Source organism: Delftia deserti (assembly GCF_042653485.1).
Lineage (GTDB): Bacteria > Pseudomonadota > Gammaproteobacteria > Burkholderiales > Burkholderiaceae_C > Comamonas > Comamonas acidovorans.
In genome coordinates this window covers 6,840,685-6,854,372 of sequence record NZ_JBHSIH010000001.1, presented here as the reverse complement: position 1 = coordinate 6,854,372, position 13,688 = coordinate 6,840,685, and the positions used below count along the sequence as shown (strand labels likewise).

Below are 13,688 nucleotides of genomic sequence, written 5' to 3'. Positions count from 1 at the left end.
CCCACAGGAACCCGAATCGCCCATGGACAGCTCCCGCCTCCTGCTGCTGGTTGAAGACGATGCGACCTTTGCGCGCACGCTGACGCGCTCGTTCGAGCGGCGCGGCTACCGCGTGCTGCAGGCCGCCAGTGCCGAGGAAGTGCGCGAGCTGCTGCAGACGCACACGCCGCAGTACGCCGTCATGGACCTCAAGCTGGCGGGCAACGCGTCGGGCCTGAGCTGCGTGCAGATGCTGCACCAGCACAGCCCCGAGGCCGTGATCGTCGTGCTCACCGGCTATGCCAGCATTGCCACCGCCGTGGAGGCCGTCAAGCTCGGCGCATGCCACTACCTGGCCAAGCCCTCCAACACCGACGATATCGAGGCCGCCTTCGGCCGCCTCGAAGGCCGCACCGACGTGGAGCTGTCACGCAACCCCACCTCCATCAAGACGCTGGAGTGGGAACACATCCACGAAACCCTGGCCGAGAGCGATTTCAACATCTCCGAAGCCGCCCGCCGCCTGGGCATGCACCGGCGCACGCTGGCGCGCAAGCTGGAAAAGCGGCAGATCAAGTAAGGCGGCAGGCACCAAGGCAAACCGGGCCTCAAGGGCCCGGTTTGTCATTGCGCGGCCATGGCCCTCAGGCCATCAGCCCCATCAGCCCAGCCAGAGGTAGTGATCGATCAGCAGCGCCAGGAACAGCACGCTCAGGTGGATCAGAGAGAAGCGGAAGGTCTTGCGCGACAGCTGGTCCGAGTAATTGCGCCACAGCGCAAAGGCATAGCCGCAGAAGCCCACGCTCAGCACCACGGCCACCACCAGGTACAGCCAGGAACTCATGCCGTACATGAAGGGCAGCATGCAGGCCGCAAACAGGATCACCGTGTACAGCAGGATCTGCAGCCGCGTGTACTCGCTGCCATGCGTCACGGGCAGCATGGGCAGGCCGGACTGGCGGTAATCTTCCACGCGGTACAGCGCCAGCGCCCAGAAATGGGGCGGCGTCCACAGGAAGATGATGAGGAACAGGATCAGCGCCTCGGGACCGACCTGGCCCGTCATCGCGGCCCAGCCCAGTACGGGCGGCATGGCACCGGAGGCGCCGCCGATCACGATGTTCTGCGGCGTGGCGGGCTTGAGGATCACCGTGTAGATCACGGCATAGCCCACGAAGGTGGCCAGCGTCAGCCACATGGTCAGCGGGTTGGTGCACAGCAGCAGCACCAGTGCGCCCAGCGTGCACAGGATGGCCGAGAAGGCCAGCGCCTGCTGGCTGCTCAACTCGCCCCGCGCCGTGGGCCGCCAGGAGGTGCGCTTCATGCGCGCATCGATGTGGCGCTCCACCAGGCAGTTGAAGGCGGCCGCCGCGCCCGCCACCAGCCAGATGCCCAGGCAGGCCAGCGCCATGTGCAGCCACTGGTCGGCATTGGGCCAGCCGGGTACGGCCAGCACCATGCCGATCAGTGCGCAGAACACGATCAGCTGCACCACACGCGGCTTGGTCAGGGCATAGAACTGTGTCCAGCGCGAGGGCTCGACACTCAGGGAAGCTTGTTTACTCATGCAATCTCTCCACGGGCAACGGGCAGACCGTCCCGCAGTGCGCCCGGGCGGCTGGCCGCCAGGCACCAAACAATCACGGTCACCAGCGCAGCTGCGCCGCCCGTATGCAGCACCGCGGCCACCAGCGGCCAATCGAGCACCACGTTCGACAGGCCTGTCAGCACCTGCAGCACCAAAAACGCACCCAGCACGCGGCGCTGCGACGCCAGTGCGGGCACTTCACCCAAACGCCACCACAGCCCGGCCAGCGCAGCCACCACCACATAGGCCGCCAGGCGGTGCAGATAGTGGATGGCCGTGAGGCCCGCAAAGCTGATGTTGCTGCCGTCCTGCAGCAGGCCCAGCGGCCGCCAGATCTGCAGCGCCTGCGAAAAATCCATGGCTGGCCACCAGCTGCCCTGGCAGGTCGGGAAACTGCTGCAGGCCAGCACCGCATAGTTGGTGCTGACCCAGCCGCCCAGCGCCACCTGCAGCACCAGCAGCGCAAGGCCCAGCCACAGCCCCGCGCGCAGCGCGGGTGCAATCACGGTCGCCCTTTGCTGGCGCGCAGCACGGCTCAAGCCCACGGCGGGCACGCACAGCAAGGCCAGCAGCCCCGTGCCGCCCAGCAGGTGCAGGGTCACGATGGCCGGGAAAAGCTTCATGGTCACGGTCCAGGCGCCAAAGGCGCCCTGCAGGCAGACCCAGAACAGCGCCAGCGTGGGCCACCACGGACTCAGGGCACCGCCTGTGCCCTCCGCCCCTGTACGCTCGGCCCCTGCGCCACCCGCCCTGCCCAGGCGCCGCGCGCGCCGCCAGGCCATGATGGTCATGGCGATGATGAGCACGCCCACGGTGGTTGCCAGATAGCGGTGGACCATCTCTATCCATGCCTTGCCATGCGTCACCGGCCCGGTGGGCATGGCGGCCTGGGCCTCGGCAATCTGCGCGCGGGCACCCATGGGGCTGGCGCTGCCATAGCAGCCCGGCCAATCGGGGCAGCCCAGGCCGGAATCGGTCAGGCGGGTGAAGGCGCCGAACAGCACCAGATCGAAGGTCAGGAACAGCGTGAGCACCGACAGCGCCTGCAGCCGCTTGAGCGAGCCGCCGCTGCGATTGCGCAGCCACACCCAGGCCAGGGGACCCAGCGCCAGCAACAGGCCCAGCAGCATCAGCTCCAGAACGGGGGCCAGATCGTACAGCGCCTGTTCGCTCACGCCCGCCCTCCGCAGCGCGGCATGCACCACACGGCATGGCCCACGGGCAAGCCGAAAGGCAATGCCGCAGGCGCATCCGGTTGGCGACAGCAGATCTTCATAAATGAGAGCAATTTGACGAGAAGGCTCAGCCCCATGCGCGAGATTGGATCGCAGGCCGGGCCTACAGAGAATCAGGACATGCACCCAGATACAGGCAGCGGGAGGCGCACCTCATGCACAAGGCCCGCAAGCGGGCCTGGTCGCTGCAACTTTCAGAGCAGCATGTCTTTGATATGAAACAATTCTACTTGGCTGCGAACCGCTCAATCGCCCACGCATGCAGTGCCCCTAGATCGCAGCCAGCTTCTTTTGGCCGGTGCGATGCGGGTTGGGCCTGGCGCACACGAATTTCCACAGGACCCTGCCCAAGGCGTCGGCGGCCCAGCTTTACACGACTGCTCAGATTCGCTCAGATTCAGACACCTCGCGTTCCTTAGATTGGTGGTTTCACTTGGGAACCGGCAACTGCCGGGTGAGGCCATGATTGCAGGAGGCTCGTGGACTGTGCTTGATGGGCACGGAAACGAAATCGGGCGTGTCGAAGGCGATGAATTCGTCCGGTGCGGGACCAGGCCCATCTACCGCATCGATGGACCGGCGCTGTACTCCATGGACGGTCCGGCCAGACTGATGGGCTTTATCGAAGGGACCGAGGTCAGAACGCGGCAAGGCCGGATCTTCCTCAAATTTCTCGCACATTGAGCGGCACTGCTCAGATTTGCTCATCTTCGGCCAGTCGAAGCCAGGGAGACTCCAGTTCCAAGAAAACCTCCAGGCAATGGACCTCTTTTTCGTGCGCTTGCTCTCCAACAACGATTTCAATGCCTTCTGGGACGGCATCGCCCAGGACAAGCCCCTGAAGACGCCCGACAAGGGACGCACCGCGTCCTTCACTGTCATCCGCCGCAGCGACAGCGGCCTGGAAGTCAGAACGCACAAGGGCAACACGGTGCGCATAAGGCGGGAAGCCTTCGGCGCCGTGCTGCGCCATCTGGCCCAGGAGCATCACGGCGCCGAGCGGCCCTGCATCGTGGCCTCCAGCCAGCACCGGCCCGGCTTTCTGGGCTTTGCGGCCAAACAGGCCAACGACAACGCAGCCGTGGTGATCACCTACATCCTGCCCATACTGCAGGACGCAGGACTTGTGGAAATCGACGGCAACCGGCCCAACAGGACCTGGCTGCTTTGAACAACTGCACAGTCTTCGGCCTTCTGCGTCGGCCGATGACAATCTATGTCAATTCATTCATAGCCAATCACTAAGGCGCACAGATAATTCCTGGCATTCGTGTGAATTGTGAAAGGGGAGCCGGCCGCGCGCCGCCCCTTCGTGTGCTGGAGGATTGGCAGATGAGCGCCCCTGAAATCGAGGCCATGCAGGAGCGACTGAAGAAGCTGCGGGCCGACGAGGTGCTGGTCGCCGAGCAGTTGGACAGGCTGCAGGCCCAGAAAGCTGCGCTGGAGCACAGACAGGCCATGATCCAGGGGGCCATCCAGGTGCTCGAGGAAATGTGGCAGGAGCTGGAGCCATGAAACGTGGCAAGCCCGTGCCACCGCCCGCAACGCCCACGCCCACGCCCACGCCCACGCCCACTTCCACCATGCCCACGGCCGAAGACTGGCTGGCAAGAATTGCGGCCCTGGATGCCACGCAGCCCCCTGCCGCCCCGCCCTGTCTGCGCAACACCCGCAAGGCAAAGCGCCGCAAGGCGTTCACCGTCATGGCAATGCTCGTGCTGCTGGCGCTGCTGGCCATCGCCCTGGCCGTGGCGGTACAGTTGATGTGGGTCAGGTAGCAGTCACACGGCAACACCGGAAAGAGCCCTTCAAGCGTGAAGCCAACCGAGCCGGTGCTGCTGTATACCCTCACATCCTGGCGAAGTCCCCATATTGTTTGCATGCTCACTTACGCCTAGCATGTGCCCACACTCAACGCAGTGGAGGTGCCATGACCGATCCCGAAGAACCACTGGAAGTACGCTCAGAACGCTGGCAGTCGCTGAAGGGGCTGGACATCGCCTCCGTGGATCTGGGCCCCATCTGCGTGGTGCTCATGGTGACGCTGATCTGCATGGCCGTGATGATGCTGCTGGCCAAATCCGGCGCAGAGCAAGTGCGGCAGGCCCAGCCATCGTCCCAGGCCAAAGGCCCGGCTCCCCGACCGAAGCCGGCGCAGCCCGTGACCGAACCCGCCCAGCAACAGACCTGGACGCCGGCCTTGCGCACCTGAGGGCGTCCTGAGGGCGGCAAGGCCAGACCGCAGCACCTTCAGACCTTCACCGAACGTGTCGCGATGAAGGTCGGAACGAACTTCTCGATCACAAAACGGGCATGAGGCTGCCAGTCTTCATGAAAGCCCGTCAGCACCAGCCCCGCATCCAGCTGGCCGCCGATCTGATCGGCCAGCGTATGACCGAACACCAGCGCCTCATTGCGCTCCCGCTTGGCATCGATCGCTGCGGGCGGCAAATCCACCACATCGGAATACGGCAGGCGCCACGCAGGCCGCACAAGCCCTTGCTTGCGCAATGCGGGATCGCGATCCTCCACGAAGACCACCGGATTCCAGAAGCTGGACAGAAGGCGCCCACCCTTTGCGAGCACCCGCGCGCATTCACGCCATACGGGCCGCACATCAGGCACGTAGAGGTTGGAGATGGGGTGAAAAATCACATCGAAGCTGGCATCTGCAAAAGCGCCCAGATCGCGCATGTCGCCCTGCACGCAGGTCAGCGCAAGGCCTTCGCGCTGCGCTACATGTCGGTCCTGTGCAAGCTGGCCGGCAGAGGCGTCGAACACGGTGACCTGGGCACCCGCCGCCGCAAGAATGGGTCCCTGCTGGCCGCCGCCGCCGGCAAGGCAGAGGATGCGCAGGCCGCGCGCATCATCCAGCCAGCCCGCCGGCAAGGGGCCGGGCGTGAGCCGCGCCTGCCAGCTTCCGGCACGGGCCCGGGCTATTTCAGCGCTGTCGACCGGACGCGACCAGTCGCAGTCTTTCGCTGCCTGCAGATTCCAGGCGGCGCAGTTGTGGGCAAGGATGTCGATGGGTTCTGTCATGGGCACTCTTTCAAAAAGAGGCCGCACGGCGACGCGAGGTTGCGTTCAAAAAACGCGGAGCAGTCAACGGGCATGCAGATGGTGACGCGGGCGTCCGCCGTGGGCCGTGAACGGGCTTAAGGGGATCGGGCGGACAAGGGTCCGAAGGCGTCACAGGTTCATGTCAGGCTCGCAACGGTCGCAGGATGGAAAGGGCAAATTCTAGGACTGCGCAAATTGCACTGTCAAATCACTGCGGCGCGTTCCCAACACGGTCACGCGGAAGTCACAACGGTGAGACGGCCAGGCTGTAAGTTGAACACGCACCCTCGATGGCGCTGGCTTCTGCTGCGCCATGGCGCGCCCGCTGACGACCGGCCTTCCCCAACCCGGCGCCCAATGGATACCGAGGAGCAACACTTTGAAGGAGAGCTATGCGTAGTCCCAAGAAAGGCCGAGAGCCGATCCGGCTCATGGACCTGGCCCCCGCCGTCTTCTGCATCCAGTGCGAACAGGAAAAACCCGCCACAGGAGCCCGCCAATTCCACGCGTGGCATGTGTGCAGCGACTGCTCGCAGAAGCTGGCCCAACTCCCCCCGGCGCAAGCACCCACGGCGCATCACACGCACTGAGGCAAGCGATTCCCCAAAACGACAGCCCGCCAGATGGCGGGCTTTCTCATGCCCTCGCGGACATGATCGGGAGCGCGACGGCGAGGAGCGCCTACCAGGGCGCAAACATGATCACCAGCACCACAGCCACAATAGCTGCGGCGATGTACATGGTTCGCTTGGTGGCGAACCGGTTGCGGGACGACGAGGTGGGCACTTGGCCAGGGGTGTTGGGCGGAGGTGTGTTCATGGCCTCAAGCATGGTCGCCGCCCAGGACCGGCTCTGTCGGACAAGCACAGCTGAGGCAATCAGCGCAAAGCAGGACAAGGGCGTCGGCCTTGGCGCATGGTGCCGTTTCCAGACTGCCGCGGGTCCACTGAGCGCGCATGGCCAAAAAAGACAAAGCCCGCGACTGCGGGCTGTTGATCAGATCTCGAAGGCAGTCCGGTCCACTGCATCCTTGATCCATGCAGGAGGCTTGCCCCGGCCGGTCCACGTTGCGCCGGTGGACGGATCACGGTACTTGGCCACGCCTGCACCGACGGGCGACTTGCGCTTGCCCGTGCTGAACACATCTTCCTGGGTCAATTGGAATTGCTGGACGAGCTCGCGAACCTTGGCGATGGCCCCGCCTTTTTCGGCTTTCAGGACTTCGGCAATGCGTGCCTCGATCTCTGCCTTTTGCTGCAGGAGCGTCTTGTAATCAGGTGTCATGGACTTTTCTTGGGTTGTATGCTAGCGAGTCTACATTCTATGCACAAAATGCTGCTCTGACATGCCTTTGCATCGCAAACCGAAGGTTGCGGACCCAACAACACTCCCCACCCCCCCAGAGGTATAGAGTGACGCAATGAACAAAGCACTGGAACTTTCAGGAATCGCGCTGGTGGCCCTGGCGGTCAGCGCATGCGCCCAGCAGAAGCTGGCACCGTCCGTGGGCATGGCCAATCCCGCGTCGGTCTATTGCGGAGAGATCGGCGGACAAGTTCGGATGGAGAGGACGCCCCAGGGCCAGGAAGGCATCTGCGTACTGCCGAACGGTACGGAAATGGAAGAGTGGACGCTGTACCGCAAGGACCATCCGGCCAAGTAGTGAGACAGCGCCCTGCACGCAACAGAAGCAAGCCGTTAACGCCTCGCCGTCACTGCGCAGAGCACAGCCATACGCTCGGCTCACTGCCGTGCAGGCAACGGTGCCCGCCAGCAAGCCTTTTTCTTGCGCGGACTCAGAAGGCGGGCGCCATCTCGCAATGCTCGTCATGAGCTGAGGCGGCAACCCATCGCCAGCCGTCGTACCCTGCACAAGCAGGAGCGAACCTGGCTGAAGCTGCTTTGCAGACCGCGAACCGAATGGCAATAGCAAGCGCTTGGCAAAGAGATTCGCGATTTGACAATGACTTAGCCAAAGCGGGCGCCGTTCAATGGCAGGACCTGAGCTTCCCAGGCCGATATGAGAATCCAGGATTCATGCGGGTTTGAGCAGGATTTCCGCTCCGCAGCACTGAGTATTTAAACAGCATCCAAAGCCGCTTGTCTTCGTGCGCGCCCGCAGACTGCGCAGCGCCCACCAGGTGTTTTCCCCAGCTGAAACGCAAAAAGCCCCCTCGGCGCCCTCGCGGCAGCCGAGGGGGCTTTTTGCGTTCTGGGGCACCTACATCCGCCCTTGACCAAGCAAGCACGCGGCCTGTTCGTGCAGGCTTTGCCCAGGAAAAGTTCGATGTTCCAGCAGTCGTCCGCCGCTCAGATTTGCTCAGATTCAATATGTTTCAAGACGTTAGGATTTATCAATAGATTTATCTAGGAGGATTGATCAATGAAATGCAAGATTGCTGCGGCACTGATCGCCTGTTCAGCTGTCTCGGCCCACGCAGCAAACGTGGCTTTCTTCAACAACCCAGCGTTTGTGGATGTGGCACAAGAGGGACTGAACCTGCGCACCACGCTGGTATCGGGAGGCCATACGGTAAGCGACATCACCGGGTCAACACTCGCAGATTTCAACACCGGCTTGGCGGGCAAAACAATTTTAGTGATTCCCGAGCTTCAGAATGGAGACTTGGCTGCAGCAATTGATGCTCCCACGCGCGCAGCCATCGCTAACTTTGTCAGCGCTGGCGGCACCGTGCAAGTACATGGCGGAACCACACCAAACGATGTGAATTTCCTGAATGGAGTTTTCGGATACACCATCACTACCAACAGCAACGCATCTAGCTCATCTACCAAAACTGCGGCTGCCGCAGGTACTCCGTTCGCAAGCGGACCCGCTTTACTAACGAGCAATAGCGCAACAACACAGGTTGCAGCAGCGGCACTCCCCGCTGGAGCGAAAAGCATATACAGCCCGGACGGTGGTACCAACAGCGTGATGTTCACGGTCGCAAATGGCACCGGCCAAGTGATCTTCATGGGTTGGGATTGGTTCAACGCGCCTCCTCAAGGGGCCGCCGACGGTGGGTGGTTGACTTTGGCTAGCTTGGTTAGCACAGCGTCTGCCACGCCTGGCGGAGTAACCCCCGTCGCCTCAGCAGCCAGCATCCCCACGCTGAACGAGTGGGGCCTGATCTTCACGTCTTCGATCCTGGCCATGCTTGGCATCTCGAGAATGCGCCGCCGCCAGCGCTGAAGCACAAGCCACCGTCGAGTGGCTTTTTCAGGCTCTTCGTGGAATGCAGGCAAGCGCTTGAGTACCCTGATGCCTGAGGCAACGGCAATCAGGGGGCTCCACTGCTAGACCACGAGACACCTCAGGCACTGGGCTGCTGGTCAGACTATCGGCTTGAGTCAGTGCAATGGCCGCAAGGCGGCAGACGCACGCTGTCACTTCATCTCAAAGCTGTTGGCAGTGTCATGCACTGCCAGCACATCCATGAGACAACGGTCCGCCGATGTTCGAGTACCGGGTGGTTTTAGATGCGCCTGCAGGCCAGCCTGCCAGAGCCCGGCTGGCCATGGACGAGTTCGCGTTGCACAAGGGCCGCCGCTATGCCAACCATGGTGGTCGATCCGCTTGGTCGCCAAGTGCCGTGGATTGGCCAGGGGCACCCACGGGAGACGGCGCGCGCCTTCCTCCAGCAGCTTTCTGCTGGCGTGGCCGAGCGTATCAAGGCCGTGGCAATTGACATGACCACCGCCTATGGGCTGGAGATCAAGACCCATTGCCCGCAGGCTGAGATCGTCTACGACCTGTTGCACGTGGTGGCCAAGTACGGGCGCGAGGTGATCGACCGGGTGCGCGTCGGCATGAAGAACAGGAAACTGAAGATGCGGAGCGCTACGCATTTGGTCAAATGCCGGCATCGCGTAAGATGCTGATCCATCAGTAGAAGCGGGCGTCGTTCAATGGCAGGACCTGAGCTTCCCAAGCTCATGATGAGGGTTCGATTCCCTTCGCCCGCTCCACTTCGACTTTCCAGGGACTTCCACCGGAGTCCATAGAACGTCGTAAGTCATTGTCAGGATTGATGATTTTCACCCAACCTCGATCCACTGACATCCAGCGAAATCCACTCCCAGCCGCATCGAAACGGTACGTTGAGTGGTACATTGGCAATGCGGAGGTTCCCAAAACCGTATTGTTGCTGGAGGAGCAGACGTTCCGTCGGGAACATGGCATCCAACTCGCTTCGCAGGAGTTGGGCTCATGCTTTCAGACCTCCAGGTTCGACAGGCCAAGGTGACCGGCAAGGCGTATTCGCTTGTCGATTTCGACGGTCTCTACTTCCACATCTCCGCCACCGGCTTCAAGGCGTGGCACTTCCGCTTCACTTGGGGCGGCAAGCGCGAGCGCATGTCCTTCGGCGGCTATCCCGCGCTTTCCCTGAAAGACGCCCGTCATCTGCGCGACGAGGCCCGGGCAATGCTGGCCAAGGGCATCAACCCGCATTCGGAGCGCAAGCGCAAGCGCCACGCCATCGTCCTGGCTGGCGAGCACACCTTCCAGGCCATCTACGACCAATGGCTGGCCCACCGCAGCCTCTCTCTGGAAAATGAGGGCCGCCAGAGCACGCCCAAGCAGATCGGGCGCATCTTCGCGAAGGATGTGTTTCCCGTATTGCGCCACCTGACCATCTATGACGTCACCCGCGCCCATCTGCTGGACATCATCGGCAGAGTCGAAAAGCGTGGCTCGCTGTCGGTCGCCGAGAAGCTGCGCACCTGGTTCAGCCAGCTATTCACCTACGCCTCGGTGGTGGTGCCCAACATGGGCGACAACCCGGCCAAGGATTTGGATGTGGTGGCGATGCCGCTGCCGCCGGTGGAGAACAATCCCTTTTTGCGCATGCCCGAGCTGCCGGCAATGCTGCAGACGTTGCGCAAGTACAGAGGTCGCCTGAATACGCAACTGGGTCTACGTCTGCTGCTGCTCACGGGCGTGCGCACCGGTGAATTGCGCTACGCCACGCCCGATCAGTTCGATTTAGAGCGCGGTCTGTGGATCATCCCGGTTGTCAGGCTCAAGCAACGCAAGCAGCTCACCAAGAAGAAGCGTCCGCGTTTCGCCGATATTCCGCCATACATCGTGCCACTGTCGTTGCAGGCACAAGAAGTCGTTCGTCATCTGCTGGGAAATCTGAAGCCAGCGCAGGTCTATCTCATTCCCGGTGATTGGTGCCTGAAAAACCCTCTCAGCGAGAACACGCTCAATGGCGCGCTCAAGCGTATGGGATATGAAGACCAGCTCACTGGGCATGGCGTTCGCGCCACCATCTCGACTGCGCTCAATGAATTGGGGTATCCACCCAAATGGGTAGACGCTCAACTTTCGCATGCCGATCCGGATCGGATCAGCGCGACCTACAACCACGCCGAGTACGTCGAGCAACGCCGCGTCATGATGCAGGACTGGGCCGACCGCCTGGACTTGTTCGAGCAGAATCAGGTCGAAGTTGCCAGCACGCACCTGACCATCACGCTGCAGGGCCTGCCCACGATTGCCGGGCAGGCGGTCGCGCACCCGCCAGCCCTGAATCCAAATGCCCCTCAGTTGATCGTTGCGCCTGCACCGGATGCGCCAGCGGTTCCAGCTTCCGTATATCGACTTTCGGCGGTGCATCTGCCCGAGTACGCGCGCCCCACGCTGTCAGAGGTGCAGCGCGAGCGTTTGCAATTGCTGGAGATGTTCGAGGCGCCTCACAACCTATCGGTCGCCGATTACGCCAAACTGGTTGGCAAGTCCCGCCGCTGGATCACTTACGAGATTCAGGCCGGCAATCTCCTGTCGATCCATATGGGTCACCGTGGGCAGCGCGTCCCGGACTGGCAACTCGACCCCATCAAACGCAAGCTGATTCAGGCTGTCCTGAAGCTGGTGCCGCGCGGCATCGACACTTGGCACATCTATCACGCACTGCTGCGGCCATACGATGCCCTGGGCAAGTGTCCAGTCATCGAGGCAGTCGATCCGACCAACCTGCATCTTGCAGCTCGACTGGTCGCCGCACATGCCATAGAAACCGATGAGCTTGCAGAGCAATCGGAGGCGTCTCCGGTGCTGGCCAGGCAGACTGTAGAGCGCCTGGTAAAAACGGCAATGTTGGTTGATACGCCCGAAGATCTAGTCGCCCGTTGAGCTGAGGCCGGACGGCAGCACCGTCCGGTCAAGGTCAAAGCAGGGCACAAATAGGTCGATCGCTTCGCATGACCACCCATCCGTCTTCTGCGCGGCCAACTCGCAATTTCCAAGTGTCGGCAGGCAGCGTCTAGCGTCGAATCTGCGCCTGGCAGTCACCACGGGCGATTTCTCTGTGATGCTATCTCGCTATATCAGTATCCCGATCGGATATGACGCCAGCGGATTTCCGTTGCCAATCCCAAGCCCCGAGCAATAGATTCCGACGCTCCCAGATTTTTGAAACCGCTGGCGTATCAGACCATACCGATACGGTTTTGCGGGAGCCGCAACTTCTCACGATCCTGATAGTGCAAGCGTCACTGTCGAGCCGCGACGGACGCTCGATTTTCTTGTGCTCGATGGATTTTTGCACATCGAGCACACAACGCCTACTCGTTGCGCGAACTGATCAGAAGTAATCAAAAGCGGGCGTCATCACTCGCGTCTTGCGCGGACAACAGGCCGACCATGAGGACGGCTGCAAAAGCAGTCGGCCCTGTAGTTCTTCTCCTGGAAGGAGACGGAGCATGCACGAGAACAAAAATGATGCACCAACATCAAAGGTGTTCTACCGCCCGCTCGAAGCGTCCATCCGCTGGGCCGGACTGCTGCGATACGAGCAGGTGATCCTGGCTTCGGTCTCGTCGCCTATGAATCTGCCGCAGTCGCTGGACTGCCCACGTTTGGGCGAACTGCGGCTGTACACCGACCGCATCTATGACGGCATCCTCAACGGGGAACTGCCCTTCGGGCAGCACGGCATCACGACGCGCGACACCGCGTTGATCGAATCGCCTGATCTGACGGTACGCCATGTCGATCTGAAGTGCTGGATGCGCCAGCACTACCCCGAGCAGCGGCCCGGCTTTCTCTTCTCCCGCGGCGAGCGCATCACCCATCCCTTCATCTCTCTGGAAACAGGGCAAGCCATGCTGGTCGAACGCCAGGCTTTGAAATCCGCCCTGGAACAGACCAAACGTCAGCTCCGCGATTTGCAGGACAAGCATGACGCGCTGCTCAAGCAGCCCACGGTGATTCCGGCATGCGCGCAGTGTCCGATCAGTGATCGGGCCGAGGCCACCTACCTGAACATCGTTGGCGGTCTGTTGGAGCTGATGCTCGGCCAGTCGCCATCGGGCACGCCGTACTCCAGCTTCAAGACGCAGGAGGCCGTGGTCAGCGCGCTGGTTGCCCATCACAGCGGCGCCATGGGCATCGCGGAGCGGACATTGAACGGCAAGTTCGCCACCGCCAGGCGCCGACTGCGTAGCGCCTCCCTCTGAGATTTGCCAGCTTGTATGTGCAGTCGCGGGGATTGCATTTGCAATGTCTTTTCGCAGCCGTGTCTATTGAATAGAGGTCACGCCAACAAACGCCACTGAGCGTTCAGGAGTGACCGCCATGTCGCAAACACCTGTACTGCAGCCAAACGAACGCCGCATCCTGCGCCTGGAAGAAGTCGAAGCGAAATCCGGTTTCAAGCGCGCCCACATCTACAACCTGATGAAGAAACGCCAGTTCCCGCAGGCGCTGCGTCTGGGCGTGCGCGCCGTGGGCTGGGATTCCATCGAAATCGATCAGTGGATCGACGAGCGCGTCAACAACCGGGCCTGACCCGTTCTCTCGCGGACTTTCCATCCTG

General features: G+C 62.0%; 15 protein-coding genes, 1 tRNA gene and 1 pseudogene. 12 read left to right on the top strand and 5 right to left on the bottom strand.

What is annotated here, in order from left to right:
- The first annotated feature begins 22 nt into the window (after window positions 1-22).
- Window positions 23-559 (top strand): response regulator transcription factor, encoded by a 537-nt coding sequence (locus ACFPFG_RS32265; RefSeq protein ID WP_183021917.1) that lies wholly within the window; start codon window positions 23-25, stop codon window positions 557-559.
- 81 nt (window positions 560-640) lie between these two features.
- Here ACFPFG_RS32265 and cyoE read toward each other — a convergent pair whose 3' ends face one another.
- Window positions 641-1,546, bottom strand: coding sequence for a heme o synthase (gene cyoE / locus ACFPFG_RS32260; RefSeq protein WP_183021916.1), 906 nt, complete (start codon window positions 1,544-1,546; stop codon window positions 641-643).
- Complete coding sequence (locus ACFPFG_RS32255) at window positions 1,543-2,742, bottom strand: COX15/CtaA family protein (RefSeq protein ID WP_183021915.1); 1,200 nt, start codon at window positions 2,740-2,742, stop codon at window positions 1,543-1,545. Before ACFPFG_RS32255 ends, cyoE begins: the two co-directional genes overlap by 4 nt.
- 820 nt (window positions 2,743-3,562) lie before the next feature.
- Between ACFPFG_RS32255 and ACFPFG_RS32250 the strand changes: the two genes are divergently transcribed.
- From ACFPFG_RS32250 to ACFPFG_RS32235, 4 genes are all read left to right on the top strand, one after another.
- The gene (locus ACFPFG_RS32250) at window positions 3,563-3,973 is read left to right on the top strand and encodes a hypothetical protein (protein WP_380109977.1); all 411 of its coding nucleotides are present in this window, start codon (window positions 3,563-3,565) and stop codon (window positions 3,971-3,973) included.
- Window positions 3,974-4,134: 161 nt separating this feature from the next.
- Window positions 4,135-4,317 carry a hypothetical protein gene (locus ACFPFG_RS32245; RefSeq protein WP_183021914.1) on the top strand — a complete coding sequence of 61 codons (183 nt, stop codon included), beginning with the start codon at window positions 4,135-4,137 and terminating at the stop codon, window positions 4,315-4,317.
- Window positions 4,314-4,580, top strand: coding sequence for a hypothetical protein (locus ACFPFG_RS32240; RefSeq protein WP_380109974.1), 267 nt, complete (start codon window positions 4,314-4,316; stop codon window positions 4,578-4,580). Before ACFPFG_RS32245 ends, ACFPFG_RS32240 begins: the two co-directional genes overlap by 4 nt.
- 152 nt (window positions 4,581-4,732) lie before the next feature.
- Entirely contained in the window at window positions 4,733-5,014 is a 282-nt protein-coding gene (locus ACFPFG_RS32235; protein ID WP_183021912.1) for a hypothetical protein, read from the top strand.
- Window positions 5,015-5,052: 38 nt separating this feature from the next.
- Here ACFPFG_RS32235 and ACFPFG_RS32230 read toward each other — a convergent pair whose 3' ends face one another.
- From ACFPFG_RS32230 to ACFPFG_RS32220, 3 genes are all read right to left on the bottom strand, one after another.
- A complete protein-coding gene (locus tag ACFPFG_RS32230; protein ID WP_380109972.1) occupies window positions 5,053-5,841 on the bottom strand; it encodes a class I SAM-dependent methyltransferase in 789 nt (262 codons plus the stop codon).
- Window positions 5,842-6,543: 702 nt separating this feature from the next.
- Window positions 6,544-6,681: a hypothetical protein gene (locus ACFPFG_RS32225; protein ID WP_183022068.1), complete on the bottom strand. Its 138-nt coding sequence runs from the start codon at window positions 6,679-6,681 to the stop codon at window positions 6,544-6,546.
- Window positions 6,682-6,858: 177 nt separating this feature from the next.
- Window positions 6,859-7,146: an H-NS histone family protein gene (locus ACFPFG_RS32220; RefSeq protein WP_013802147.1), complete on the bottom strand. Its 288-nt coding sequence runs from the start codon at window positions 7,144-7,146 to the stop codon at window positions 6,859-6,861.
- Window positions 7,147-7,282: 136 nt separating this feature from the next.
- Between ACFPFG_RS32220 and ACFPFG_RS32215 the strand changes: the two genes are divergently transcribed.
- From ACFPFG_RS32215 to ACFPFG_RS32185, 7 genes and pseudogenes are all read left to right on the top strand, one after another.
- Window positions 7,283-7,525, top strand: a complete 243-nt coding sequence (locus ACFPFG_RS32215; protein ID WP_183021910.1) for a putative hemolysin — start codon at window positions 7,283-7,285, stop codon at window positions 7,523-7,525.
- A 1,275-nt stretch (window positions 7,526-8,800) separates the two neighbouring features.
- Window positions 8,801-9,058, top strand: a complete 258-nt coding sequence (locus tag ACFPFG_RS32210) for an IPTL-CTERM sorting domain-containing protein (protein ID WP_380110376.1) — start codon at window positions 8,801-8,803, stop codon at window positions 9,056-9,058.
- A 101-nt stretch (window positions 9,059-9,159) separates the two neighbouring features.
- Window positions 9,160-9,723, top strand: a pseudogene (locus ACFPFG_RS32205) (ISL3 family transposase); the annotation flags it as partial.
- A 37-nt stretch (window positions 9,724-9,760) separates the two neighbouring features.
- Window positions 9,761-9,834, top strand: a tRNA-Gly gene (locus ACFPFG_RS32200).
- 241 nt (window positions 9,835-10,075) lie between these two features.
- Window positions 10,076-12,004, top strand: a complete 1,929-nt coding sequence (locus ACFPFG_RS32195) for a tyrosine-type recombinase/integrase (RefSeq protein WP_380109970.1) — start codon at window positions 10,076-10,078, stop codon at window positions 12,002-12,004.
- A gap of 569 nt (window positions 12,005-12,573) precedes the next feature.
- On the top strand, window positions 12,574-13,329 hold the full coding sequence (locus tag ACFPFG_RS32190) for a hypothetical protein (protein WP_034027966.1): 756 nt from the start codon (window positions 12,574-12,576) through the stop codon (window positions 13,327-13,329).
- Window positions 13,330-13,447: 118 nt separating this feature from the next.
- Window positions 13,448-13,660: an AlpA family transcriptional regulator gene (locus tag ACFPFG_RS32185; RefSeq protein WP_014603611.1), complete on the top strand. Its 213-nt coding sequence runs from the start codon at window positions 13,448-13,450 to the stop codon at window positions 13,658-13,660.
- The last annotated feature ends 28 nt before the right edge of the window (window positions 13,661-13,688 follow it).

Excerpts from the sequence above, each read along its gene's own strand:
- ACFPFG_RS32240 (WP_380109974.1), top strand. The coding sequence starts at position 4,314 with ATGAAACGTGGCAAGCCCGTGCCACCGCCCGCAACGCCCACGCCCACG.
- ACFPFG_RS32230 (WP_380109972.1), bottom strand. The coding sequence starts at position 5,841 with ATGACAGAACCCATCGACATCCTTGCCCACAACTGCGCCGCCTGGAAT.
- ACFPFG_RS32210 (WP_380110376.1), top strand. The coding sequence starts at position 8,801 with ATGTTCACGGTCGCAAATGGCACCGGCCAAGTGATCTTCATGGGTTGG.
- ACFPFG_RS32215 (WP_183021910.1), top strand. The coding sequence starts at position 7,283 with ATGAACAAAGCACTGGAACTTTCAGGAATCGCGCTGGTGGCCCTGGCG.
- ACFPFG_RS32190 (WP_034027966.1), top strand. The coding sequence starts at position 12,574 with ATGCACGAGAACAAAAATGATGCACCAACATCAAAGGTGTTCTACCGC.
- ACFPFG_RS32225 (WP_183022068.1), bottom strand. The coding sequence starts at position 6,681 with ATGAACACACCTCCGCCCAACACCCCTGGCCAAGTGCCCACCTCGTCG.
- cyoE (WP_183021916.1), bottom strand. The coding sequence starts at position 1,546 with ATGAGTAAACAAGCTTCCCTGAGTGTCGAGCCCTCGCGCTGGACACAG.
- ACFPFG_RS32250 (WP_380109977.1), top strand. The coding sequence starts at position 3,563 with ATGGACCTCTTTTTCGTGCGCTTGCTCTCCAACAACGATTTCAATGCC.
- ACFPFG_RS32185 (WP_014603611.1), top strand. The coding sequence starts at position 13,448 with ATGTCGCAAACACCTGTACTGCAGCCAAACGAACGCCGCATCCTGCGC.
- ACFPFG_RS32265 (WP_183021917.1), top strand. The coding sequence starts at position 23 with ATGGACAGCTCCCGCCTCCTGCTGCTGGTTGAAGACGATGCGACCTTT.
- ACFPFG_RS32195 (WP_380109970.1), top strand. The coding sequence starts at position 10,076 with ATGCTTTCAGACCTCCAGGTTCGACAGGCCAAGGTGACCGGCAAGGCG.
- ACFPFG_RS32235 (WP_183021912.1), top strand. The coding sequence starts at position 4,733 with ATGACCGATCCCGAAGAACCACTGGAAGTACGCTCAGAACGCTGGCAG.
- ACFPFG_RS32245 (WP_183021914.1), top strand. The coding sequence starts at position 4,135 with ATGAGCGCCCCTGAAATCGAGGCCATGCAGGAGCGACTGAAGAAGCTG.
- ACFPFG_RS32220 (WP_013802147.1), bottom strand. The coding sequence starts at position 7,146 with ATGACACCTGATTACAAGACGCTCCTGCAGCAAAAGGCAGAGATCGAG.